Genomic DNA, 24,179 nt, shown 5'->3' on the forward strand with positions numbered 1-24,179 from the left:
GGTGTTGATCATGAGCGATGCCGTCGTCGATGCGGGAACCGAACCGGACCTGGAGGCGCTGGCGCCGCCGGCGGTGCGGCCGGCGCGGGCCGCCTGGCAGCGGTTCCTCCGGTACCGGCTGGCGCTGCCCGGCGCCGTCGTGCTCGCGGTGATGATCGTCGTGTCGTTCGGCGGTCCGCTGCTCCACGGGATCGACCCGAACGCGGTCGATCCGGCCCAGTACCGCCGGCCGCCGACGGCCGAGCACTGGCTCGGCACCGACTCCGCGGGCCGCGACGTGCTGGCCCGGTTGCTGGTCGGCGGCCAGGTGTCGTTGCTGGTCGGCCTGGCGGCCGCGCTCACCGCGACCGTGGTCGGTGTCCTGCTCGGCGCGCTGGCCGGCTTCCTGCGCGGCTGGGCGGACGCCGTGCTGAGCCGGATCGCGGAGGTGGCGCAGGCCTTCCCGACCCTGATCGTGATCATCACCGTGGCCGCCCTGATCGGGCCGAGCCTGCCGGCCATGATCATCGTCATCGCGCTGATGGACTGGACCGGCGGGTTCCGGGTGGTGCGCGGGCTGACCCTGGCGCTGCGGGAGCAGGACTCGATCCTGGCCATCACCGGGCTCGGGGCCCGGAACAGCCGGATCATCGGCCGTCATGTGGTGCCGGCCGTGCTCGGACCGGCCACGGTCGTCGCGACAGGGATGGTGGGCACCGTGATCATGCTGGAGGCGGCCCTGTCGTTCCTCGGCCTCGGGGTGCCGCCGCCGACATCGAGTTGGGGTTCGATGCTGAACCAGGCCCAGTCGTTGGCGATCCTGGAGAGCATGCCCTGGATGTGGCTGCCACCGGGGCTGGCCATCGCGGTCACGGTGCTGGCCGTGAACTTCGTCGGCGAAGGCCTGCGCAACGCCGTCGATCCCAAGCAGGGGCAGCGATGACGGGCGGGGCGATCGCGCAGCCGGTGCTCCGGGTCGAGGACCTGACCACCGAGTTCGACACCGCGGGCGGCACCGTCCGGGCCGTCAACGGGGTCGGGTTCGCGGTCGGGGCGGGGGAGACCCTCGGTGTGGTGGGCGAGTCCGGCTCGGGCAAGAGCATCACGCTGCTCTCGCTGCTCGGGCTGCTCCCGGCCAACGGCCGGGTGGTGTCCGGGTCGGTCCGGTTCGGCGACCTGGAGTTGATCAACGCCTCGGAACGGAGGCTGCAGCAGGTCCGCGGCGGCGGCATCGGGATGATCTTCCAGGATCCGATGACCGCGCTGAACCCGGTGATGACCATCGCGCAGCAGATCGACGAGAGCCTGCGCCGGCACTCGCGTGGACTGGGCCGCCGGGCCCGGCGGGCACGGATCGTCGAGCTGCTGGACCAGGTCGGGATCCCGCGCGCCGCGCAGCGGGCCGATCAGTTCCCGCACGAGTTCTCCGGCGGCATGCGGCAGCGGGCCATGATCGCGATGGCGATGGCGAACCGCCCCGCGGTGCTGCTGGCCGACGAACCGACGACCGCGCTCGACGTCACCGTGCAGGCCCAGATCCTCGACCTGCTGCAGGATCTGCAGCGCGAGACCGGCACCGCCCTGGTGTTGATCACGCACGATCTCGGCGTGATCGCCGAGGTGGCCGACCGGGCTGTCGTGATGTATGCCGGCCGGGTGGTCGAGGAGGGTACGGTGGCACAGTTGTTCCACGCGCCGCGGCATCCCTACAGTCGGGGGCTGTTGCGCTCCCGGCCGACGCTGGCCCGGGCGACCGGGACTGAGCTGCCGGCCATTCCCGGCCAGCCGCCGAACCCGGCCCGGCTGCCGGACGGCTGCGCGTTCCGGCCGCGCTGCGATCGTTCGGGCAGCCGGTCGGAGTGCCTGGTCCGGCCTGAGTTGATCATGATCGGGGACGGGCAGGCGGCGGCCTGTCACTTCGCCGCCGAGGCCGAGTTGGAGGGGCTGAGCGCCCGATGACCGAACCCTTGCTCGAGGTCGCCGATCTGGTGGTCCACTATCCGGTGAAGCGCGGCGCGCCGTGGCGGCCGCGCCAGTTCGTGCATGCCGTGAACGGGGTCTCGTTCGCGATCGGCCGCGGCGAGACGCTGGCCCTGGTCGGCGAGTCCGGCTGCGGCAAGTCCACCGTCGGCAAGACGATCATGCGATTCCAGCGGCCGACCGGGGGCACCGTGCGGTTCGCCGGCCAGGACGTGCACGCGCTGGACGCCGGCTCGCTGCGGCGGCTCCGCCGCGACCTCCAGTTCGTCTTCCAGGACCCGTACGCCTCGCTGCCGTCCCGGCTGAGCGTGGGGGAGATCATCGCCGAGCCGTTGATCATCCACGGCGTCGGTACGGCGGCGAGCCGCCGCGACCGGGTCCGGGAACTGCTGCACCTGGTCGGACTGCGTCCGGAACTGATCTCCCGCTATCCGCACGAGTTCTCCGGCGGGCAGCGGCAACGGGTCGGCATCGCCCGGGCGCTGGCCCTGCAGCCGAGCCTGTTGATCTTGGACGAGCCGGTGTCGGCGCTGGACGTGTCGGTGCAGGCGCAGGTGGTCAACCTGCTCGGCCGGCTCCAGTCCGAGCTGGGGCTGTCGTACCTCTTCGTCGCACACGATCTCGCGGTGGTGCGGCAGCTGGCGCACCGCGTGGCGGTGATGTATCTGGGGCGGATCGTCGAGCACGGCGGCACCGACGAGGTGTTCGACCGGGCCCGGCATCCGTACACCCAGGCCTTGCTGTCGGCGGTGCCGATCTCCGATCCGGACGAGCGGGGCCGCAGTGCCCGGATCCGGCTGCAGGGCGACCTGCCCGATCCGCTGGACCTGCCGTCCGGCTGCGCCTTCCGGACCCGGTGCCGGCAGGCGGAGGATCGTTGCGCGACCGAACGGCCCGAGTTGATCACGAGCCCCGGAACCACCGCGGCCTGCCACTTCGCTGGGCCGCTGGCCGTACGGACCGCTTCATGATCACCGGCGGGATGTGGCGGTGGGCGGAACGGCTGCCGGCGCGGCGGCCCGAGTGCGCGGTGTCGCTCGGTGAGGGGGACACGCCGCTGGTCGAGCTGAGCCGGACGGTCGGCGTCCGGATCGGGCTGGATCGGCTCTGGCTCAAGGCGGAGGACCGCAACCCGACCGGGTCGTTCAAGGCCCGGGTCGCCTCGGTGGCGTACACGTTGATCAAGGAACGCGGCCTGGCCGGCGCGGTCGGCACGTCGTCCGGGAACGGCGGTGCGGCGGCCGCGGCGTATGCGGCCGCGGCCGGGTCGCGGGCGATCTTGTTCACCCTGTCCGACATCGTGGCGCCGAAGCTGCGCGAGATCGTCGCGGTCGGCGGGGTGGCCCGCAGGGTGGTCGGGATCGGGCACGACGCCGCGGCGACCCGCCGGATCGCGGACCGGATCGCCGCGATCGCCGGCCGGCTCGACTGCTATCCGTTGCTGACCGGCTTCCACTACGCGCCGGAGGCGATGACCGGCGTGCAGACGATCGCGTACGAACTCGCGGAGCAACGGCCCGAGCCGGCGGCGATCTACGCGCCGGTCGGCGGCGGCGGCCTGCTGACCGGGCTGCACCGCGGCTTCGCCGAGCTCGGTCCGGTGCCTCGGCTGATCGGCGTCCAGCCGAGCGGCGGAGCTTCCTTGCGGCGAGCGCTGGCCGGTCGCCCCGAGGGACTTGATCAGCCGGTGACGACGGCCGTGTCCGGGCTGCAGATGGCGGTGCTCTACGACGCGGCCGGGGCGGTCGCCGCCGTCCGGGACAGCGGCGGTCACGACGTGATCGTCGACGACGCCGACATCCTCGCGGCCCAACGGATCCTGGCCGACGCCGGGCTGCTGGTCGAGCCGGCCGGAGCCGCCGCGCTGGCCGGTGTGATCGCCGACCTGGCCGCGGGCCGGCTGGACCGCGCCGAGCCCGTCGTCGTGATCGCCACCGGGGCCGGCCACAAGGACACGGCGGCCCTGGACCGGCTGGCCGACGCGGCGCCGGTGCCGGTGATCGCCGCGGACCGGATCGACGACGAACTCGCGTCCCTGATCGCCGGAGCACGACCATGATCGTTTGGACCACTCGACGGGTCGGCGCACCCGAGCCCGGGATCGGTGTGACGGTGCACCGGCTGGACTCCGGCCGGCCCGGGCCGCGGCTGCTCGTCGTGGGCGGCGTCCACGGCAACGAGATCGGCGGGATCGTCGGCGCCGGCCGGCTGACCCGGCAGCCCTGGCCGTTGATCGCGGGCAGCCTCGAGGTCGTACCGGTGCTGCACGAGGCGGCCCACGCCGCGTTCGTGAGGACCGGGCCGGCCGATGGCCGTGATCTGGCCCGGACCTTCCCCGGCGATCCGGCCGGCAGCCCGACCGAACGGCTGGCCCACCTGGTGCTGACCGAGTTGATCACGGGCGCTGACGGCCTGATCGATCTGCACACCTCCAGTCCTGACGCTGATCTACCGTTCTTCGCCGGTGCGTACGGCGGCGGCAGCCCGGTCGCGCAGCGGTCGACGGCGATGGCCCGGGCGTTCGGTCTGGAGGTGCTCTGGACCCATCCGACCGTCGGCGCCGGCCGTACCCTCAGCGTGGCGGCCGAGCTGGGCATCCCGGCGATGTATGTCGAGTCGCGGACCGGCGGCGTGCTGGCGGAGCCGGTGATCGCCGCGTACAGCGAAGGAGTGCTGCGGGTCTGCGAGGCGTGGGGCCTGCTGCCGGCCGGCACCGCGCCGCCCGGGGTGCCGGTCCGGCTGTGGCTGCACGGCTCCGGCGACACCGACACCTTCACCCCGGCGGAGCGGGACGGCTACTTCCTCGCCGAGGTCGAGCTGCTGGACCCGGTCCGTGCCGGCGACCGGATCGGCCGGGTGATCGACTTCGCCGACCGTGTGGTCACGCCCGTGCTGGCCGCCGCCGACGGCCGGGTCGTCTTCCTGCGCCGCGCCGCCAAGATCACTGCCGGCACCCCGCTGGTGTCGGTGTGTCCCGAACATCCCCCCGAGATCCCTGCTCCCGCTCCCCAAGGTGGAAACCGATGACCGCTCCCGTGCTGGCCGCCGAATCGCTGAACGCCGTACCGACCGCCGGCGTGGTCCCGCCCATGATCACGCCGCTGCGACCGGACGGTGAGGTCGACGTGGCGTCGACCGCCGAGTTCAGCCGGTTCCTGATCGACGCCGGGGCGACCGGGCTGCTCGTACTCGGCTCGTCCGGCGAGAACGCCGCCCTCTCCGCGGACCAGCGACGGGCCGCGGTGCAGGCCGTCGTCGAGGCTGCGGCCGGTCGGGTACCGGTGCTGGCCGGGGTGGCGGCACTGGGCACCTCGGACGCGGTCCGGGACGCCGCCGACTTCGCGGCGCTCGGGGCGGATTCGCTGCTGGTGTCGGCGCCGTTCGGCTTCGAGCACTCGCCCGACGAACTGGTCGGCCACTTCGCCGCCGTTGCCGCGGCGGCCGAGCTGCCGGTGCTCGCGTACGAGGTGCCGAGCCGGGTCAAGGTGTCGCTCGGCGTCGACCTGGTCGTCCGGCTGGTCCGGGAGTCGATCATCGTCGGGTTGAAGGACTCCAGCGGCAACCTCGGCGCAGCCCGGCTGCGCAGCGCGGCGCTTCGTGATCTTGCGCTCGGTGATCCCGGCCGGGAGGTGCCGCACTTCACCGGTTCGGAGGAGTGCATCGACGGCTTCCTGCTCGGCGGGGGCTCGGGCTGTGTGCCGGGGCTGGCCAACGTGTTCCCGGACTTCCACGTGGCCCTCTGTGATCACGCCGCGGACGGCGACTGGGTCCGGGCCTCGGCCGTGCAGGGCCAGATCGCCGGACTGCTGGACCTGTACTGGCGGCCGATCCCCGGCGGCAGCTTCACCGCCCAGTTCCTCGCCGTGGTGAAGGAAGCGCTGGTGCAGCTCGGAGTGATCGAACACAACACGGCGGCCGCACCGTTCCGGCAGGCCGATGACGAGGTGACCCGGCACGTGGCCGAGGTGCTCAAACGGGCCGCCGACCTCACCCCCGCCTGAGTTGTCGATCATGGCGGAACCGTGGATAGCGATCAGCGGGTTGGGCTCGATCGGCCGGCAGCACCTGCGGGCGCTCCGGGAGGCCGGAGCCGGACCGATCGTCGGGTACGACGCGTCGGCGGAGATGCGTGCCGCGGCGGCAGAGTTGGATGGTGAGCTGCGGCTGGCCGGCTCGTTCGAGGAACTGCTCGACCACGAGCCGGTGGCGGTGATCGTCGCCGTACCGGACCATGATCATCTCGATCAGCTGACCCGGGCTGCACGGACCGGAGCCGCGGTGCTGGTGGAGAAGCCGCTCGGCCCCTCGGTCACCGAGGCCCGGGCCGCTGTCGCCGACCTCGGTGCCCTGGGTGAGCGGAGTCTGGTCGGGTACGTGCTCCGGCACCGGACCGTGGTCCGGCGAGCGGGCTCACTCCTGGCCGCGGGAGCCATCGGCGAGCCGACCGGGTTCCAGGTGCTGCTCGGCGCGTACGGAACGATCACCGCGGCGGCCAACCGGTTCGCCCGGCCGGAGCCCGGCCGGCTGTTCCGCGACTACTCGCACGAATGGGACTATCTCGCCTGGTTCTTCGGACCGGTGACGCGGGTGCTGGCCGCCGCCCGGACCAGTCGGCAGGTGCCGCACGTCGAGCAGCCCAACCTCGTCGATGCCCTGCTGGAGCTGGAATCCGGGCTGATCGGGGCCCTGCACGTCGACTACGTGGATCGGCGTGGGCTGCGCCAACTCTCGGTGATCGGGACGGACGGGTCGCTCACCGCCGATCTCGGTGCCGGGACGATCACCGTACGGCGGACCGGGGCGGGGGATGATCACCTCGATCACGCCGAGCCGGCGCAGGCCGCCCTGCGCCGGCAGGCCGAGCACCTGCTCGCGGTGGCGGCCGGCGACCAGTCGCCGGTGGTCACGCTGGCCGACGGCCTGGCCGCCCTGGTCGTCGCCGACGCCTTGCGGACCTCCGCTGCGGACCGCAGCGGGGTCGACTGCGCCTACTGAGCCGGAGGAGAGACGATCATGGACGAATTCACGATGGACGCCTTCCGGCTGGACGGCCGGTTGGTCGTGATCACCGGCGGTACCGGTCTGTACGGCACCAGGTTCGCCGAGGCCCTGGCCGAGGCCGGGGCCACCGTGGTGCTGACCTCGCGGGACGGTGCGGCGGCCGATGCCGCGGCGGCGCGGCTCTCCGGACCGGGCCACCAGGTGATCGGGGCAGAGCTCGACCAGGGTGACGCGAAGTCGATCACGGCCTTCGCCGACCGGCTGCGCGGTGATCACGGTCGGGTCGACGTGCTGATCAACAACGCGGTGCACCGCGCCGGCGGTGGCTTGTTCGAGACCAGTGCCGCGGACTGGGACGCGACCTCGGTGGTGAACTCCCGCGGCCTGTTCCTGCTCACCCGGGAATTGGCCGCGATCATGGTCGAGCAGCGGTCCGGCTCGGTCGTCAACATCGGCTCCATCTACGGTCTGGTCGGGCCCGACCAGACGCTCTATCCGGGGACCGGCGTCGCCCCGTACGCCTTCTACAGCTACGACAAGGGCGGCATGATCGGGTTCACCCGCTACCTGGCCGGCGAGTTGGGGCCGTACGGGATCCGGGCCAACTGCCTGTGCCCGGGCGGCTACAACCCGACCGGCGAGGACGGCGAGTTCGCCCGTGGCTACGCGCTGCGGACCCCGCTGCGCCGGATGGCGGCCGGGCACGACGTGAGCGGCGCCCTGGTCTTCCTGGCCTCGCCGGCGTCGGCGTACGTCACCGGGGCGATCATCCCGGTCGACGGCGGCTGGACGGCTCGCTGAGCCGAGCCCGGATCGCGGCCGCCATGCCGCGCGGATCGTCGGCGTAGCACCGAACCTCCATGATCTCAGCCGGTCCTGCCGGCAGCTCGACGGTGATCGGTTCGGCCAGCCGGACCTCGACGTTGGTCTGCCCGGTCACGGCGATGATCAAGGCGGTGCCGCCGGTCGTCGGCTGGAGCTGCACCGCCCGGCTCGATTCGAGTGAGCGCAGCCGGGAGACGACCGACGTCATCGCGGTGAGTGGGACGGCCAGGTCGATGCTCGTCGTGTGCCGGAACCGGACCCGGCGATCATCGACGAGATGCGGCCCGAGCCGCACCGCCGCCAACAGCCCGAACATCCAGAGCAGTCCCCAGATGCCGATGATCAACGCGACGATCTCCAGCCACAGCCAGGGAATCAACAGATGCACCACCGGGATCTCGATCGCGGACACGACGATGAACGTGATCACGACCGGCATCATGGCCGAGGCGTAACCGAAGCCGCTGGCGCCGGCGGGCACGGCGGGTTTCCGGGTGATCCAGCGGAACAGGTGTGACCAGGTGGCCCGCTCCATGGCCGCGGCCCGGTCCACGAGGTTGGGTCGGCGTACCGTCGTCATGTAGTGAATGATATTCACTATGTTGGTTACTCACAAATGACGCTGGGTCAGCGCAGCACCCAGCCCCCGTCGACGTTGATCACCTGACCGGTCACGAACGCGCTGTCGTTGCCGGCCAGGAAGGCGAATGCGCCGACCAGGTCGGCGGCCACGCCGCGGCGGGGAATCGCTTGCACGGCGAGGAGTTGAGGGTCCACCGCGGCGGCGTCGGGGAACAGTTCGACCTCGTCCTCGGTGCGGATCGCGCCGGGCATCACGGCGTTGACCCGGATGCGGTCCGGGCCCACCTCGCGAGCCAGCGCCCGGACCAGGCCGATGATCGCCGTCTTTGAGGCCGTGTAGTGGAGCGCGCCCGGCTGGCCGGTCTCGGCCATCACCGACGTGACCGCGATGAACGACGGCGCGGGCGCCCGGAGCAGCCAGGGATGGCTCTCCTGGGCCAGCAGGAAGGTGCCCCGGACGTTCACCTGCTGCACCCGGTCCCAGTCGGCGATCGACAGTGTGCGCCAGTCCGAACGGCCGGAGGCTGCGGCGTTGGCGATCACCACGTCGAGTCGGCCCCAGGCCTCCGCGGACCGGCGGACCAGGTCGGTGACCTGGGCGGGGTCGGACAGGTCGGCGGGCAACGCGATCGCGGTCCCACCGGCGTCGGTGATCTTGCTCAGCACGGTCGCGGCCTCGGCGGCCCGGTCCGGGCGTGGCTCGTGGGCGAGGACCACCCGGCCGCCGCGCTCGGCCAGCCCCGCGGCGACCGCGGCCCCGATGCCACGAGAGGCGCCGGTGATCAACACGACGCGGTCGGTCAGCTGCCCGGAAGAGTTCATGGCGTCCTTCGGCTCAACGGACGGTCCAGTTTTGAAATGTCTGAACCGCTGGGTGAGACCGATCCTACGGGCCCGGAGGACTCAGCGGACCCAGCGGTCGGCGAAGTCGAGCCAGGCCTGCCAGTCGAACGGGAAGACGTCGTGGCCGCCGTCCCGCAGGTGATAGCCGAGCGGTACGTCCGGAGCCCGCCGCTCGCCCGGCTCGGGGAACGCGCCCGCGGTGGCCGCCGCCCCGCCAGGCCAGGCCGACGAGGCGCGCTGCCAGGCCAGGAACTCGGCCTCCGGGTCCGCCCAGGCGTCCTCGGAGGCGCTCGCGACGTACAGCGGGCGGGGCGCGATCAGGGCCAGCAGGTCGGGCTGGTCGGGCAGGTCAGGATCGGGCGTCCCGTCGAACACGGCACGCCAGCGCGGCAGCACCTCGGCGAAGCTCGGCGCCACCCAGTGCGGGAACCGCTCGGCCAGCGCGGCCGGTGTCTCGCCGCGCTCCCGGGTCAGGGCCGCGCCGAGGCAGCCGGAGTCGTTGCTGATCACCGCCGCGAAGCGCTGATCCTCGACCCCGGCCCAGATCGCCGTCTTGCCGAGCCGGGAGTGTCCGTGGGCGATCACCCGGCCGGCGTCGATCTCCGGCACCAGGCCCGCCGCCAGCGCGTCGAGGACCCGTGACATGGTCCAGGCCCAGATCCCGATCGCTCCCCACTCCTGCGGATCGCGCTCGGTCAGCCGGTGGGCCGAGAACAGCCGATGCGGACCGATCTCGAGCAGTCCCGGATCGTCCGGGCCGAGCTGCAGATAGCACCAGGTCACGCTCGCCCAGCCGCGGTCGGTGACCAGCCCGAACGGCCACCGGTGGGCCTGCTCGCCGCGCTCCACCTGGGTCGCTCCGGCGGCCCGGCACAGCGGGTCGCCGACCTCGGGCTCCGCGTTCGGATCCAGCACCGCCGGGTCATCGGTGCAGGCGTGGTTGCCGCGGAAGTTCATCCCACAGAACGCCGGTACGCGAGCGTCGGGCCGGGCTCCCGCCGGGAGGTGGACCAGCAGCGTGAGCCGTACCTGATCACCGCCCGGCGCGGTCAGGTCGAGCCGGAGCTGACGTCGCAGTCCGCCCTCCGGAGCCGGCCCCTCCTCCAGGACGGACCACGACTGTCGTACCGAGGCGCCGGCCGGCGGCCGTCCGTAGACCCGGTCCCCGAAATGCTCCCGTACGTTCACTGGCTCTCCTCGGTTCGGCCGGAGACGATCATGGCAGGCGAGTTGATCATGGAAGGCGCAGTCGACCGCCCAACGCGGCGGCCAGGACCGCCGGCGGCGCGTACCGGGCCATTCCGGGGATGATCAACACCGCGTCCCGCTCGCTGCCGTGGAAGGACTCGGTGACCTCTGCGGTCGGGTCGAAGGGCGGAGTGAGGCAGGTGACACCGGCGATCCGAGAGTCCAGCGCCGCCGCGGCCACCGCCAGGAACGCCCCGTGGCCGTGGCCGGAGAGGCCGATCTCGGGCCGCTGCAGATCGAGGCCGGCCGGATCGGTGATCAGGTCCAGGACCCGGAGCAGGTCGTGGATCCGTCCGGCGGCGAGGCTGTCACCGAGCGCGATCAGGTCACTGGTCATCCGGAACAGCGTCCCGTAGTGCGCCTCGAGATCGTGGGCGTTGTCGCTGCGCGGCGAGACCCCGCCGCTGCCGCGAAGATCGGGAACGATCACCGCGGTCCCCGCCTGCTGGCGGGTCCGGCAGCGGCCGAGGTGGTCGGGCAGATCATCCGTCCCGTGATCGAGCAGGAGGATCTCGACGCCCTCGACCGGGCCGGCCGGATCGAACACCACGGCCGAGTTGAGCAGATCCGCCTCGGCCCACCAGATCACCTTGCGGACCCCGGCTGCGGGGCTGTCGAACCAGCGCGGGAACAGTTCCGCGGCCGGACGCCGACCGGCTGTCACCCGGTCACGGAGCCAGGCGACGGCCGCGTCCGGGTCCGGCGCCGGTCGCTGCCGGAGCCGGCCCGAGATTCCGTCGCGTACTCGGATCGGGCGGCCGTCGAGCGCCGACTGGCCGGAACTCGTGCAGCGCAGCGCATCCTCGACAGCCGGTGTCTCGGGTTCGGTGGTGTCGGCGGCGACGGCACCGAGGTGTTCGGCGAAGAACTCGGCGGCGGCCCGGGCCAGCCGGTCGCTCAGGCCGTGCGTCCCGTCGTCGCGGACGTGGCGCAGCCGGTCCGGCGCCTCGGCCAGGCCGAACCACCGGCGGGCCCGTTCGACCGTACGGACCGTACCCTCGATCGGGAAGAAGTCGGAGTTCTTGGACAGGACGAGCGTCGGCCGCGGGACCATGGCCAGCAGTACGTCGTCATGATCGATTCCGGCGGCCACGCCGCCCATGATCACCTGCTCCGGATCCTGCGCGTGGCCCGAGTCCTGGATCTCCTCGATCCCGGTCAGGAAGCAGCTGATCCCGGCGGCGGCCAGCCTCGGCTCGACCAGCGCGAGCCAGCTGACCATCGTGCCGCCGCCGCTGTTGCCCAGGGCCGCGATCCGCCCGGGATCCACCTCCGGCCGGGACGCCAGGTAGTCCAGCGCGCGCCGCGCATCGGCGACGAACGCCCGAGCCGAACTCTCACCGGCCCACCAGGCCTTGACGCCGAGGTGGTTGTGCTGCGGCACATTGGCCGGGATCACCGCCCGGCCGGCGCCGTCGAGCAGGTCGACGCGTTCGCCCTGCCCGATCGTGTCGTGGACCAGCACGACGAAGCCGCTGCGGGCCAGGATCGCGCAGGCGCCGTGGTAGGCCGGGGCGGCCTTGCCGGCGAGCGCGTGGCCGCAACAGAACAGCACCGCGGGGAGCGGCCCGGTCCGGCCCGTCGGCCGGTACAGGTTCGCCGTGAGGACCGTGCCGTCACCGCAGTCCAGCAGCAGCTTGTCGATCACGTAACCGGAGCGGGACAGGGTGCCCCGGTGGGTCGCCGTCGGGACCGACCGGTCCGCCGGCAGCCCGTCCCCGATCTTCTCGAGGACGAAACTGCGCAGCCAGGCCTGGCGTTGCCGAAGTTGATCTTCCGACCCGATCGCGTCCTTGGCCCGCCGACCGGCCGCCAAGGCCTCTGTGGTGCGTCGCCGGAGATGGCGGCGCAGTTGATCGGCGACGTCGTAGTGGCCGTCCAGGTGCGGACCCAGGGCGACCTCGGTTCCTGCGCGTGACGGCACCGTGCCGTCTCCCTTCCGTGACGGGTCAGCGATCCGAACCCTGCAACGATTCCTCGAACTCCCGACGGATCTCGTCGCCGCCGGTGCGGCGCCAGGTCTGCACCGTCTCCTCGAAGGTGTCGACAGGCTTCTTACCCGCGACGATCGCGTTCACCGCGTCCGTCACCAGGGAGGTGAGTTCCTGGGACTTGTTCTGTTCGGTCTCGGAGAGCAGCCCGACGGTGGGATCGTCGACGATCAGGTCCTGGACCCGCTTGCCGTAGTCGTACCGGGCCTTGGTCACCTCGGGCTGTCCCGGCTGATAGGTGACCACGGGCGGCGTGCCCACGTACCGCATCATCAGCGCGGTCTCGGCAATGCCCTGCTCGGTCGGAATGGGTTCCGACCCGTCGAACGTGAAATCGACGCCTTCGACCCCGAAGGTCTTGAGCAGGTATTCCTTCGAGCCGAACGGTGCGTACAGATAATCGAGGACGCGCAGCAGTTCGCGGACACGATCGGGTTCGGCCTTCGGCATCAGCATGAGCCGGAACCAGGGCTTGCTGATGGCCGACGTACCCGGCCCGCCGTCGAATCCCGGCGGCACGATGCAGGTCAGATTCTCGGCGAGTTTGGCCTGCTTGAACACGTCGTCGGTCCAGGCGCCGATCGCGTCCCAATGCAACGCGATCGATCGGGCGACCAGCCAATGTTTCTGGCCCACCGTGTCCGAGGCCAGCGCATCCGGATGGAACAGACCGTCGGCCCACAGGGAGGTGGTTTCGGACAGTGCCTGCCGATATTCCGGAGTCTCGAGTTGGGCGGTGAACTTTCCGCCTTCTTCGCTCCAGGCGTTGGGCCGGCCCAGCATCGACAGAATGAACTGCACGACGCCGGGAACGCTACCGAGCGCCCAGCGATTCTCGGCCGGCCGGGACAACGCGACCGCGATCTCCCGGAATTCCTGGAACGAAGTGCATTCCGCGGTCACGCCGGCCTCGGCCAGCAGATCCTTGCGGGCGAACATCACCGACGGCATCGGTTCCTTCGACTGCGGGATCGCGAAGATCCTGTTGTCGAAGGTCGCGCCGCGCCAGGCACCGGTGGCCACGTAGGCGAGGTTCGGGTACTCCTCGATCGCCGAGCCTGCGACGAACTCGGTCAGGTCGGTGAATTTGGCCTTCAACAACTGTGGCAGTCGCGGGTACGTGCTCGGGGCCGCGACCAGGTCCGGGAGATCGCCGCCGGCCACGAGCACCGAGAATTTCGCCGTGTAGTCGCCGGCCGGAATCAGGGTGGCCCGGAAGTCGGTGTTCAGTGCCTTGTTGATCGCCTGCCAATAGGCATTGCGCTCGACCGGTGGTGGCGTGCCGCCGGAGATCGGGTAGGCCGCGCTGATGGTGCCCCCGGCTGCCGGCGAGGGCTCGGCCATCGAGGGCGGATTCTTCGGGTACGACAGGTAGCCCGCGGAAAGCCGGCCCGGAATGCCGGGATAATCCGGAGTCGGCAGGCCCTGAGGTTCTTTCCAGGCCGGCAACTCGACGGCCGGGCCGGAATTTCCGTCGCCGGTGCTACCGGAATCGGCCTGGCCACAGCCTGCCAAGCCCATTCCGAGTGCCGCCGTTCCCGCGGCACCGAGCAGGCTACGACGTGAAACACCTCTCGCCGAATGGGCGATCATGATCTCTCCTTGGGAGGCACGATGAGAAATCGTTTCCCCACAGAAGATGATCATGCTGAAAACCGTGCGTCAACCCGTGATCAACTGCGTCTTGCATCCTGGTCCGGTCAAGTGAGGGGCAGCGCGGTCACAACCCTCCACTCGTACATGCCGTTGTCGCGGTGCTGCTCCAGCAAGGTCACCGCGTCGATGATCGTTTCGGCCGGCTCGGGCCGGATGCTCTCGACGGCGGCCACGACCTCGGCCGCCGGCTGGTCGGTGTTGACGTAGGCGAAGCTGACGTGCGGAGAGAAATGATCATGCCCCGGCGTCGCGCCGGTGACCGCTCCGGTCAGCTCCCGCAGCCTCGCCCGCAGCGCCTCGAGCCGTTCGGCCGGCGTCGGTACCAGTACGACGGCCTCGCCCCAGACCAGCACCCGGTCGAACCGCACGCGGATCGGGCCGAGGTCGGCCACGGCGGCTCGGGCGCGGTCGGTCAGGGCCGCGAGTTGATCATCGGAGACCTCATCGGCGAAGCCGATCCCCTGCAGGGTCATGTGCAGCCAGGGTCGCGGGATCGGGTCCAGCCCGGGGAACGGAGCCAGCACCGCCTGGTACTCGTCGACCAGCCGGTGCAGCTCGGACTGTCCGTCCCAGGTGAGGTGCCAGTAGTAGCCGCGGGTGCCGACCCGCCAGCCCGGTCGCCAGTACCAGTGATTCCGGAGTTGCTCCGCGTGGGTCATCCGGCCAAGCTAGCCGACCGGCGGGAAATGATCATCCGGAAGCTGCTGGCCGACCGTGAGGTTCAACGGATCGGTGCACACGTGTGGTTTGCCGTCGTACGTCAGTTCACGATCGGCATAGATGTTGATGTGCGCGTACCGGAACTCATCGGTGTTGTTGGAGTTCGCGGTGTGCGGTGTGTAGCCGTTGTGGAACGTGACGTCGCCCGCCTGCAGCGGGATGGTGACCCGCCGGTGCCAGGTCAGGTCCGGTGCAGCCTCGAACAGGTCGTGCGCGTCGGACAGATCGATCGGGCGGATGTCGCGCCGCTCGTGCTGCCCCGGGATGAACGTCATGCAGCCCCGTTCGACCGGCACGTCGACCAGGGCGACCCAGGCGGACAGGCTGTGCCGGCAGTTCGCGTGCGGCCAGTACGGCGCGTCCTGGTGGAACTCCGTCGGCGCCTGGTTGTGCGGCTTCTTGATCAACAGGTGGTCGTGCCAGATCCGGACCGGCAGGCCGGCCAGCTCGGTCGCCAGCCGGGCCAGCTTCGGGTGCAGGGTGAGGTCGCGCAGGGTCTCGTCGGAGGTCCAGACGTTGACCACCTGTTTGAAGATCTGGTCGTCCCGGTTCAGCGCGGTGCCGGTCTCGTACTGCTGCTTGGCCGCGTCCCGGAAGCGCTCCACCTCCTCCGGCGTGAGCACCCCCTTGATCCGGACGAAACCGTCACGGCGGTAGTCGGCGACGGTCTCGGGGTCCAGCAGGTTGGTGTCCGGCGCAGTCGTGGTCATCGCGCCCAGCTCCTTTGCTTGCAGGAAAGTCGGTGGACCTCCATCCTGGTCTGGTCAGCCGGGCCGGGGACAGGACAGACTCGGCCCGTCCTAGCACGATCCTGCACTCAGCGAAGGGTACGGGCGCGATGACGTTGCTCCGGCGGGAACCGAACGTGTTCACCGAAGCGGACTATCCGATCCTGGCCGACCGGGTTTCGATCCCCGAACCGGTCGATCCGCACATCCACGACTTCATCGAGCTCGCCCTGGTGGTCGCCGGCCGGGCCGTGCACCGGACCGCCGACGGTGATCGCATGATCATCCCCGGCCAGGTCGTCGCGGTCCGGCCGGGCAGCTGGCACGCGTACCTGCAACCGGAGCGGTGCACCGTGATCAACGTCTATGTCGGGCCGCGGCTGCTGCTGACCGACCTGGCCTGGTGCCTGGCCCATCCGTCGCTGGTACGGCTGCTGCTGCACGGCGGGGCCTCGACGGACGCGCTGGCGCCGGACCGGCTGGCCGAGGTGACCGGCTGGCTCGACCAGCTGGCCCGGCCGCGGCGCGGGCGGCCCGAGCCCGGTCCGGAGGAGGCGATCGTGCGGCGGAGCCTGCTCGGCTGCGCCCTGGGCCGGCTGGCCGGGCTGACCATCGCCGCGGCCGGCACGTCCATGATCACCAGACCGGTCCAGCTGGCCCTGACCGCGATGACCGGCGATCTGGCCCGGCCCTGGACCGTCGCCGACCTGGCCCGGGCCGCCGCCGTCTCGCCGTCCCGGCTGCACCGGCTGTTCCGGACCGAGGTCGGCAGCACGCCGCTCGGCTGGCTGACCCGGAGCCGCGCCGAACGCTTCGCCGTCCTGCTGCTCGGCAGCGACGACACGATCGCCGTCCTCGGCCGCGCCGTCGGCTGGCCGGACCCGAACTACGCCAGCCGCCGGTTCCGCCAGGTCTACGGGATCTCCCCCTCCGACTACCGCCGCCGCCTCGCCTTCGACCGGATCGCCACCTAGCACGGCATGATCACGAAGCGTCGTTACAGTGATCAGCCGTGATCCAGCCCAGCACGGTGCGCCAGTTCTTCGCCGACCGGATGTACGGCGACCCGCCTGCGACCGCGTCCGCCGTGGCGCTGTCCTGGCGGTTGCTCGAGGAGGGCCCGAGTTCCGACGGTGGCCTCCGGCGCCAGGTTCGGCTCGACCTGTCGGCGCCGACCGGGCCGCCGACGCGGATCACGCTGTTGGTGCACCTGCCCGACGGCGCCTCGACCGAGCAGCCGGCTCCGGGCTTTCTCGGGATGAACTTCGGCGGCAATCACGCCTGCACCACCGACCCGGCGGTCCTCGATCTCTCGGATCCTGTCAGCGACTCCGCTGCCGGCGACCGGATCGGCACCTCGCTCGCACGCGACGGCGTTGCCGAGCGGGTCGAGCGTGGCCACCAGGCTCACCGGTTCGACTTCGCGGCGATCACCGCGCGCGGGTACGCGTCGGTGACCTGGTGCTACCGCCAACTCGGGCCCGACACCCCCGAGGTCTTCGCCACCGGCCCGCACCGGATGCTCGGCGGCTCACCGTACGAGGAACGCCGGCCGACGGAGTGGGGTGCGATCGGGATCTGGGCCTGGACCATGTCGCGGGTCCTCGACGCCCTCGAGGCCGGGATGGTGCCGGAGATCGACTCGGCCCGGGTGATCGCCCACGGCCACTCCAGGCTCGGCAAGACGGCACTGTTCTCCGGTGCCTGCGACCCCCGCTGGGCCGCGGTGATCAGCAACGACTCCGGCTGTACGGGCGCGGCTTCGTCGCGGGCGGTGGGCGAGACGCCGCAGTTGCTGGCCGAGGTCCGTCCGTACTGGTACACACCGCGGTTCCAGCAGACCGCCGCGGCGTGGCAGCGGATCCACGAAGGCGCACCTCGCGAGATCCCTGATCAGGCCGACCTGCTGGCCCTGGTCGCGCCACGACCGCTGTACGTGGCCAGTGCGAGCGAGGATCCCGGCGCCGACCCGGAAGGAGAATTCCTTTCCTGGCAGGGGGCTTCGGCCGCCTGGCCGGGCGGTGTCGAGGCGACGGCGGGCGGGTTTCCGTTGCCTGGAACGATCCTGCAGCCCGACGCCGTGCCGCTCGGGTACCACCTGCGCGACGGCAGGCACGACGTGTTGCCGTTCGACTGGGCAGCCTGGCTCGACTTCACCGACCGCTGGGTGCGCTGACCCGGACCCGGCGGGCGAGGCGCTCCGGTCGCTCAGGGAGTCAGGCCCGGCTCTGCCTCGGCCGGGTCGGCGAGCTTGGCCTCGATGCCGCGGTAATGATCATGGACCGCTGCTCGGGCCCGGGCGCGGTCACCGCTCCGGATGGCGTCGAGGATGGCGGCGTGGCTGCGGTAGGCGTCCTGCGGGGTACGGCCGCGCAGGGGTGGCGTGGCTGCGTGGAAGGCGAGCCAGAACTGGTCGAACAGGCGGAGCAGCATGCTGTTGCCGAGATCCCGGAACAGCAGCTGGTGGAACCGGCGGTCCTGCTCGGCGAAGCCGGCACCCTGCTCGGCCAGGGTGCGCATCGCCTCCAGGTTCTCATGGAGCGCGGCGACGGTCGCGGGTGACATGACCCGCATCGCCTCCGCGATCAGGTCGGCCTCCAGCGCCTTGCGCAGGGCTACCAGCTCGCGCAAGGCTCGGTGGTCCTGCAGCAGGCCGTAGTGCAGGTGGTCGAACAGGGGAGCGAAGGAGAAGTCGCAGACGTACACGCCGCTGCCGCGCCGGGTCTCCAGGATCCCGATCGACTCCAGGGCCTTGACCGCCTCGCGGACCGAACTGCGGCTGACCCCGAAGAGGCGGGCCAGTTCGGCCTCGGGCTTGAGCGGGTCGCCGGGCCGTAGCCCTTGGTCGAGGATGTAGGCCCGGATCTCCTGCTGGACGACCTGGTGCAAGGGGCGTGGCTGGTCCAGGCGACGGAATGCCGGCTGTCCGGCCTCGTGCTCGGCCACCTCGGCGCCACCTTTCGTACCAGAATTTGTAGGATATCTATCAGACTCTTGACGTTCGAGAAACCGTAGCCTACAGTCCTGAAGCTGTAGGACATCTTGCAGAAGTGTGGAGGCCGAAGGAGGCCGTCGGTGTCAGGTGGAGCCCTGGATGGTGCTGTCCGGGACGGGATCACCGAACGTCGGGTCGTCGTGCCCGGCCGCGACCGCCCGGTGCTCGAGGTCCGCGACCTGGTCGTCGAGTTCGCGACACCGGCGGGCGTGGTGCGTGCGGTCGACGAGATGGCCTACGAGGTGTACGGCGGCGAGACGCTCGGCGTGGTCGGGGAGAGCGGCTCCGGCAAGAGCGTCACCGTGCTCGCCGCACTCGGGCTGCTGCCGCGCTCCAATCTGCGCCGTGTCTCCGGTGAGGTGACGCTCGGGGGAGTCGACCTGCTCGGGCTGCCGGAGCCCGAGCTGCGCCGCCGACTCGGACGAGACGTCGCGATGATCTTCCAGGACGCGATCTCGGCGCTGAATCCGGTCCAGCGGGTCGGTGATCAGATCGCCGAGGCGCTCCGGGTGCACGACCGGGTCCTGACGGCCGGCGCCGCCCGGGACCGGGTCGTTCAGTTGCTTGAACTGGTCGGTGTGCCTCATCCGTCGGCCCGGTACGACCAGTACCCGCACCAGTTCTCCGGCGGCATGTGCCAGCGGGTCATGATCGCGATGGCGATCGCCAACCGGCCCAAGGTGCTGATCGCCGATGAGCCGACGACGGCGCTGGACGTCAGCGTGCAGGCGCAGATCCTCGACGTGCTGCGGCTGGCCCGGGAGGAGACCGGGGCCGGCGTCGTGTTGATCACGCACGACCTCGGTGTGGTCGCCGAGACCGCGGATCGGGTCGCCGTCACCTACGCCGGCCGGATCGTCGAGACCGGTGACGTCACGTCGATCTTCGCCCGGCCGCGGCATCCGTACACGGCGGCGTTGCTGCGGGCGTTGCCCCGGCTCGACGCGTCCGCGCAGCGGCTGCTGCCGATCCCCGGCCAGCCGCCGGATCTCACCGAGCTGCCGGCCGGCTGCGCGTTCGAGCCGCGCTGTCCGGTCGCCCGCGGGCGCGATCTCTGCAGGACGACCCGGCCGGAGCTGCGGGCCGGCCGGGACGGTGCGAGCGCCTGCCACTTCCCGGAGGAGGTGGCGGGGTCGAACACGTTCCCTGAGCTCGTCGAAGGGCAGGGCGAGGTCCGGCTCGGCACCTCGACAGGCACAGTGCACGTTCGGAACGACCCTGCGGCGATGAAGGGCGGCGTTTCGGTGTTGGAGGTACGCGAGGCGGTGGCCCGGTTCCCGGTGCGGACCGGGGTGCTGGCCCGGGCCACATCCTGGGTGCACGCGGTGGACGGGGTCTCGCTGCGGATCCCGGCCGGCGGCACGCTCGGCCTGGTCGGCGAGTCCGGCTGCGGCAAGACCACGCTGGCTCGGCTGGTGCTGCGGCTGGTGGAACCGGCCGGCGGCCAGGTCCTGGTCGAGGGGGAGGACGTCGGGAAGGCGGGCCGCGCGGGCTTGCGCCGGATCCGGCGGCGGGCGCAGTTGGTCTTCCAGGACCCGTACGCCTCGCTGAATCCGCGTCTTTCCGTCGGCGACAACGTGGCTGAACCGCTTCGTTTACAAAGGTTGCCTCGCCCACAACGCGGAGCCGAGGTGCGTGAGCTGTTCGATCGGGTCGGGCTGCGGCCCGAGTACGTCGACCGCTACCCGGCCGAGTTCTCCGGCGGGCAGCGGCAGCGGGTCGCGATCGCCCGGGCGCTGGCCTCGAAGCCGCAGTTGTTGATCTTGGACGAGCCGGTCTCGGCCCTCGACGTGTCGGTGCAGGCGCAGGTGCTGAACCTGCTGGCCGACCTGCAGCGGGAGTCCGGGATGGCCTACCTGTTCGTCAGTCACGACCTGTCCGTGGTCCGCCAGGTCGCCGACGAGGTCGCGGTGATGTATCTCGGCAAGATCGTCGAGTCTGGTCCGGCGGCCCGGGTGTACGACGACCCGCGGCACCCGTACACCCGCTCGCTGCTGGCGTCGGTGCCGGTCGCGGACCCGGTCGGCCGGGAGGACCGGCGCCGGGTGCCGCTCGGCGGCGACGTGCCGAGTCCGGTCGATCCGCCGTCGGGGTGCCGGTTCCGGACCCGGTGCCCGATGGCGGCGGTCCGCTGCGTCGAGGAGGAGCCCGCGTTGCGGCCGGTCGCCGGTGGGCTCACCGCCTGCCATTTCGCCGAGGAGATCAGTTCATGATCACCACGACCCCTCTGGTCCCGCAGCGACAGCGGTTCGGTGCGGTGCGCCGGTTCGCGGCGTCACGGTCCGCGGTCGTCGGCGCCGTGGGGCTGGCCACGATCGCGTTGCTGGCCCTGCTGGCGCCGGTCGTCGCGCCGTACGACCCGGCCGCGCAGGGCGGCACGCCGCTGCTCGGCCCGTCCGGCGCCCACCTGCTCGGCACCGATCAGCTCGGGCGGGACATCGCCTCGCGGATGATCCACGGGGCGCGCGCGTCCTTGATCGTCGCCGCGGGTGCCGCGGCCGTGGGGGCCGGGATCGGCGTGCCGCTCGGCCTGGTGGCCGGCTACCTGGGCCGGTGGACCGACGCGGTGGCGATGCGGGTGGTCGACCTGCTGCTCGCCGTACCCGGGATCCTGCTCGCGTTGGTGATCATCGCTGTGCTCGGCCCGGGCCGGCTGAACCTGATCTTGGCGATCGGCATCGGCGCGATCCCGGAGTTCGCCCGGCTGACCAGGGTGGCCACCTTGGAGGTACGGGAGCGCGACTTCGTCCTTGCGGCCAAGGGCATGGGCGCGAGCACGCCGGACACGATGGTCCGTACCGTGCTGCCGAACGTGCTCGGCCCGATCCTGGTCCAGTTCGTGATCACCGCGTCGATGGCCGTGGTGGTCGAGGCCGGGCTGAGCTTCCTCGGCCTGGGCACACCGCCGCCGGCACCGTCCTGGGGTGGCATGCTGCAGGACGCAAGGTCGTACCTCTATCAGAGCCCGACGTACGGGCTGTTCCCCGGCCTCTGCCTGGCCGCGACGGTGTTCTTCCTGGACCGGATCGGGCGCGGCCTGCAGCTGGTGGTCGGGGGCGGCAGCCGCGGCACGACCGGCGGCCTGGGCGGGGGTGCGGTGTGACCAGCTATCTGATCCGGCGGCTGCTCCAGTTCGCGGTGGTCCTGCTGCTCGGCTCGATCGCCGTCTGGGCGTTCGTGCTGCTGCTGCCCGGCGACCCGGCCACGGTCCTGCTCGGCCCGGACGCCTCCGAGGCGGAGCTCGCCGCGACCCGGGCTCGGATGGGGCTCGACCAGCCGTTCCTGGCGCAGTACGGGGTCTGGCTGAGTCACGCCCTCGGCGGCGATCTCGGGGTCTCGTACTACTCCGGCGAGCCGGTGCTCACCGGGCTGCTCGAGCGCATTCCGGCCACCGTTCAGCTGGCGGCCTTCACCCTGCTGCTGACCTTGATCATCGCGGTGCCGGTCGGCATCGTGGTGGCGCTGCGGCCCCGGTCGCTCGCCGGCCGGCTGCTGCAGGGCTATCTCACGGCCGGGCTGGCCGTGCCGGCGTTCTGGCTCGGCCTGTTGTTGATCATCGTGCTCGCGGTGCAGTGGCGCTGGTTGCCGGCCTCCAGCGACTTCGTGCCGTTCTGGCAGAACCCCGTCCTCGCCCTGCGCAGCACGATCCTGCCCGCGGTCGCGATCGCCGTCCACACGTCGAGTGTCACCGCGAGGTTCCTGGCCACCTCGCTCGGCGAGGTGATGGGCAAGGACTACATCCGGACCGCGCGGGCCAAGGGTGTGCCGGAGCGGGACGTGATCGGCAGGCACGCGCTGCGCAACGCCGCCCTGCCGACGGTCACGATCGTCGGCCTGCAGCTCGGCGGCTTCCTCGGTGGCACCGTCGTCATCGAAGCCGTCTTCAACTACCCCGGCCTCGGCCGACTGCTCTACACCGCGATCGGGGAACGCGATTACGCCCTGGTCCAGGGCGGCGTGCTCTTCGTCGTCGCCACCTTCCTGCTGCTCAACCTGCTGGTCGACGTGCTGTACGGCCTGCTCGATCCTCGCATCCGACTCACCTGATCCTCCTTCACCGCAGAGGCAACATCATGATCAACTCTCCACGCGAGTCCCGGCTCCTGTCCCGCCGCGCCCTGCTCGGGGTCGGCCTGGCCGCCGGCGGCGCGCTCGCCACCGGCCCGCTGAGCGCTTGTGCCCCCGCCACCGAGGGCAGCCCGGGCGGTGCGGCCGGCACGGGCAAGCTCACCCTCGGCACAACCAAGATCATGCAGTTCGATCCGTACCTGACGAACACGGACATCCACATCCACGCCTTCTACACCTATCTCGTCGACTACCCGACGACCGGCGAGTACGAGGCGATCCCGGCGGGTGCGGAGAAGTGGGAGTTCGCCGATGATCATGGATCGGTCACGGTGACGCTGCGGGAGGCGACGTTCCACTCCGGTGCGCCGGTCACCGCGGACGACGTCGTCGCCGGCGTCGAGCGGGCGCTCGATCCGGATGCCGCGTTCACGCTGGCCCAGCCGTCGGCCTTCATCAAGCATGCGGCGGCCGTCGACGACCGTACGGTCAAGATCGACTTCAAGGCGCCGACGCCGGAGTCGCTGGTGATCGACTGGATGTTCGCCTTCCCGCTGGTGCCGGCGGACAAGAACACGACGGCGCAGCTCGAGCACGAGCCGGCCGGGTCCGGCCCGTTCACCCTCGGCGAGTACAAACGCAACCAGAGCCTGACCTTGATCAAGAACCCGGACTTCTACGACGCCGGCAAGCCGTATCTGGACCAGGTCGACTACCGGTTCTTCACCGACGAGGACGCCCTGGTGGCCGCCCTGGAGTCCGGTTCCGTCGACGGCGCCGCCTACATCGGGTTCCGGCACTCGGCACGGCTGAAGGACCGGTTCACGCTGGTCGAGGGCAGCGGCCGGATGGTGCTGTTCTTCATGAACGCGACGATGCCGCCGTTCGACAACAAGCTGCTCCGGCAGGCGCTGGCCCGGGCGATCGACCGGGACCGGATCCTGCAGCAGGTCGCCTTCGGCGTCGGTGAGCCCGTCTACACCGCATTCATGCCGCAGTCGCCGGCGTTCGACCCGGCCTATCTCGAATCGCACGGTTTCGACCTCGACGCCGCCGCGAAGCTGCTGGAGCAGTCCGGCGGGGAGCGGAAGGCGGTCGCCGGGGTCACCTCCGGTTCGCCGGCGGTGGAGATCCTGCAGATCATCCAGGCCGACCTGAAGAAGATCGGTTTCGAGTTGGAGATCGCGCCGCAGGAGGAGGCCGCCTATCTGGAGGCGCTGTTCGCCAGCAAGCTGCAGTGCACGGTGGCCAATCAGCCGAACAACCTGCAGAGCCCTTCCTTGATCGCCCGCGGCCGGCAGATGCTGCCGGGCAAGGAGAACACGACGTTCCGGGACAAGGTGCCGCCGAAGTACGTCGACGCGGTGGCCGCGGCTGGTTCGGCGCTCACGCCCGATGATCAGAAAGCGGCCTACGCGGCGTTGAACGAGGTGCTGGTCGACGAGTCCTGGGCGATCGGGATCTCCACCCAACCGTCCTTGTTCGCGCTGAACCAGCGGGTCACCGGCCTGGCCACCGACCCGCGCGACTTCGTCACCCTGATCAACACCAAGGCCTGAGGGG

The 24,179-nt window shown here is 71.2% G+C and carries 22 protein-coding genes; 14 read left to right on the forward strand and 8 right to left on the reverse strand.

Annotated elements, in window-relative coordinates; genetic code table 11:
* Positions 1 to 10 precede the first annotated feature (10 nt).
* The 8 genes from AC6CCG_RS14115 to AC6CCG_RS14150 are packed head-to-tail and all read left to right on the forward strand — an operon-like array spanning position 11 to position 7,761.
* Complete coding sequence (locus AC6CCG_RS14115; protein ID WP_496655172.1) at positions 11 to 922, forward strand: ABC transporter permease; 912 nt, start codon at positions 11 to 13, stop codon at positions 920 to 922.
* The gene (locus tag AC6CCG_RS14120; protein ID WP_496655173.1) at positions 919 to 1,938 is read left to right on the forward strand and encodes an ABC transporter ATP-binding protein; all 1,020 of its coding nucleotides are present in this window, start codon (positions 919 to 921) and stop codon (positions 1,936 to 1,938) included. Before AC6CCG_RS14115 ends, AC6CCG_RS14120 begins: the two co-directional genes overlap by 4 nt.
* Positions 1,935 to 2,930, forward strand: a complete 996-nt coding sequence (locus AC6CCG_RS14125) for an ABC transporter ATP-binding protein (protein ID WP_496655174.1) — start codon at positions 1,935 to 1,937, stop codon at positions 2,928 to 2,930. The genes AC6CCG_RS14120 and AC6CCG_RS14125 overlap by 4 nt, the downstream gene beginning before the upstream one ends.
* Positions 2,927 to 4,018, forward strand: a complete 1,092-nt coding sequence (locus AC6CCG_RS14130; RefSeq protein WP_496655175.1) for a pyridoxal-phosphate dependent enzyme — start codon at positions 2,927 to 2,929, stop codon at positions 4,016 to 4,018. The genes AC6CCG_RS14125 and AC6CCG_RS14130 overlap by 4 nt, the downstream gene beginning before the upstream one ends.
* Positions 4,015 to 4,986, forward strand: coding sequence for a succinylglutamate desuccinylase/aspartoacylase family protein (locus AC6CCG_RS14135; protein ID WP_496655177.1), 972 nt, complete (start codon positions 4,015 to 4,017; stop codon positions 4,984 to 4,986). The genes AC6CCG_RS14130 and AC6CCG_RS14135 overlap by 4 nt, the downstream gene beginning before the upstream one ends.
* Positions 4,983 to 5,960: a dihydrodipicolinate synthase family protein gene (locus AC6CCG_RS14140; protein WP_496655178.1), complete on the forward strand. Its 978-nt coding sequence runs from the start codon at positions 4,983 to 4,985 to the stop codon at positions 5,958 to 5,960. Before AC6CCG_RS14135 ends, AC6CCG_RS14140 begins: the two co-directional genes overlap by 4 nt.
* Before the next feature lie 10 nt (positions 5,961 to 5,970).
* Positions 5,971 to 6,954, forward strand: a complete 984-nt coding sequence (locus AC6CCG_RS14145) for a Gfo/Idh/MocA family protein (protein WP_496655179.1) — start codon at positions 5,971 to 5,973, stop codon at positions 6,952 to 6,954.
* Positions 6,955 to 6,972: 18 nt separating this feature from the next.
* Complete coding sequence (locus tag AC6CCG_RS14150) at positions 6,973 to 7,761, forward strand: SDR family NAD(P)-dependent oxidoreductase (RefSeq protein ID WP_496655181.1); 789 nt, start codon at positions 6,973 to 6,975, stop codon at positions 7,759 to 7,761.
* Here AC6CCG_RS14150 and AC6CCG_RS14155 read toward each other — a convergent pair.
* The 7 genes from AC6CCG_RS14155 to AC6CCG_RS14185 form a co-directional block, all read right to left on the reverse strand.
* A complete protein-coding gene (locus AC6CCG_RS14155) occupies positions 7,727 to 8,365 on the reverse strand; it encodes a hypothetical protein (protein ID WP_496655182.1) in 639 nt (212 codons plus the stop codon). The two genes, AC6CCG_RS14150 and AC6CCG_RS14155, sit on opposite strands and share 35 nt — an antisense overlap.
* A 47-nt stretch (positions 8,366 to 8,412) precedes the next feature.
* A complete protein-coding gene (locus tag AC6CCG_RS14160; RefSeq protein WP_496655184.1) occupies positions 8,413 to 9,189 on the reverse strand; it encodes an SDR family NAD(P)-dependent oxidoreductase in 777 nt (258 codons plus the stop codon).
* An 81-nt stretch (positions 9,190 to 9,270) separates the two neighbouring features.
* Complete coding sequence (locus AC6CCG_RS14165) at positions 9,271 to 10,398, reverse strand: glucuronyl esterase domain-containing protein (protein ID WP_496655185.1); 1,128 nt, start codon at positions 10,396 to 10,398, stop codon at positions 9,271 to 9,273.
* A 46-nt stretch (positions 10,399 to 10,444) separates the two neighbouring features.
* Positions 10,445 to 12,382, reverse strand: coding sequence for an alpha/beta hydrolase family protein (locus tag AC6CCG_RS14170; RefSeq protein ID WP_496655186.1), 1,938 nt, complete (start codon positions 12,380 to 12,382; stop codon positions 10,445 to 10,447).
* A gap of 25 nt (positions 12,383 to 12,407) precedes the next feature.
* Positions 12,408 to 14,096 carry an extracellular solute-binding protein gene (locus AC6CCG_RS14175; RefSeq protein WP_496655187.1) on the reverse strand — a complete coding sequence of 563 codons (1,689 nt, stop codon included), beginning with the start codon at positions 14,094 to 14,096 and terminating at the stop codon, positions 12,408 to 12,410.
* 53 nt (positions 14,097 to 14,149) lie between these two features.
* A complete protein-coding gene (locus AC6CCG_RS14180) occupies positions 14,150 to 14,764 on the reverse strand; it encodes a 2'-5' RNA ligase family protein (RefSeq protein WP_496655188.1) in 615 nt (204 codons plus the stop codon).
* Positions 14,765 to 14,773: 9 nt separating this feature from the next.
* Entirely contained in the window at positions 14,774 to 15,535 is a 762-nt protein-coding gene (locus AC6CCG_RS14185) for a phytanoyl-CoA dioxygenase family protein (RefSeq protein ID WP_496655190.1), read from the reverse strand.
* 128 nt (positions 15,536 to 15,663) lie between these two features.
* On the opposite strand from AC6CCG_RS14185, the gene AC6CCG_RS14190 reads away from it, so the two are divergent.
* Both AC6CCG_RS14190 and AC6CCG_RS14195 read left to right on the forward strand, forming a co-directional pair.
* Positions 15,664 to 16,527, forward strand: coding sequence for a helix-turn-helix transcriptional regulator (locus AC6CCG_RS14190; protein ID WP_496655191.1), 864 nt, complete (start codon positions 15,664 to 15,666; stop codon positions 16,525 to 16,527).
* 38 nt (positions 16,528 to 16,565) lie between these two features.
* Positions 16,566 to 17,729 carry a glucuronyl esterase domain-containing protein gene (locus AC6CCG_RS14195; protein ID WP_496655192.1) on the forward strand — a complete coding sequence of 388 codons (1,164 nt, stop codon included), beginning with the start codon at positions 16,566 to 16,568 and terminating at the stop codon, positions 17,727 to 17,729.
* Positions 17,730 to 17,761: 32 nt separating this feature from the next.
* Here the strand turns inward: AC6CCG_RS14195 and AC6CCG_RS14200 are convergent, their stop codons facing one another.
* On the reverse strand, positions 17,762 to 18,499 hold the full coding sequence (locus AC6CCG_RS14200) for a FadR/GntR family transcriptional regulator (RefSeq protein WP_496655194.1): 738 nt from the start codon (positions 18,497 to 18,499) through the stop codon (positions 17,762 to 17,764).
* 129 nt (positions 18,500 to 18,628) lie between these two features.
* Between AC6CCG_RS14200 and AC6CCG_RS14205 the strand changes: the two genes are divergently transcribed.
* The 4 genes from AC6CCG_RS14205 to AC6CCG_RS14220 are packed head-to-tail and all read left to right on the forward strand — an operon-like array spanning position 18,629 to position 24,175.
* Positions 18,629 to 20,761: a dipeptide ABC transporter ATP-binding protein gene (locus tag AC6CCG_RS14205; protein ID WP_496655195.1), complete on the forward strand. Its 2,133-nt coding sequence runs from the start codon at positions 18,629 to 18,631 to the stop codon at positions 20,759 to 20,761.
* Positions 20,758 to 21,651, forward strand: coding sequence for an ABC transporter permease (locus AC6CCG_RS14210; protein WP_496655196.1), 894 nt, complete (start codon positions 20,758 to 20,760; stop codon positions 21,649 to 21,651). The genes AC6CCG_RS14205 and AC6CCG_RS14210 overlap by 4 nt, the downstream gene beginning before the upstream one ends.
* Positions 21,648 to 22,595, forward strand: coding sequence for an ABC transporter permease (locus AC6CCG_RS14215; RefSeq protein WP_496655197.1), 948 nt, complete (start codon positions 21,648 to 21,650; stop codon positions 22,593 to 22,595). Before AC6CCG_RS14210 ends, AC6CCG_RS14215 begins: the two co-directional genes overlap by 4 nt.
* Before the next feature lie 26 nt (positions 22,596 to 22,621).
* Positions 22,622 to 24,175 (forward strand): ABC transporter substrate-binding protein, encoded by a 1,554-nt coding sequence (locus AC6CCG_RS14220; protein WP_496655198.1) that lies wholly within the window; start codon positions 22,622 to 22,624, stop codon positions 24,173 to 24,175.
* Positions 24,176 to 24,179: the final 4 nt, after the last annotated feature.

This window comes from Microlunatus sp. YIM B11417 (assembly GCF_059617205.1).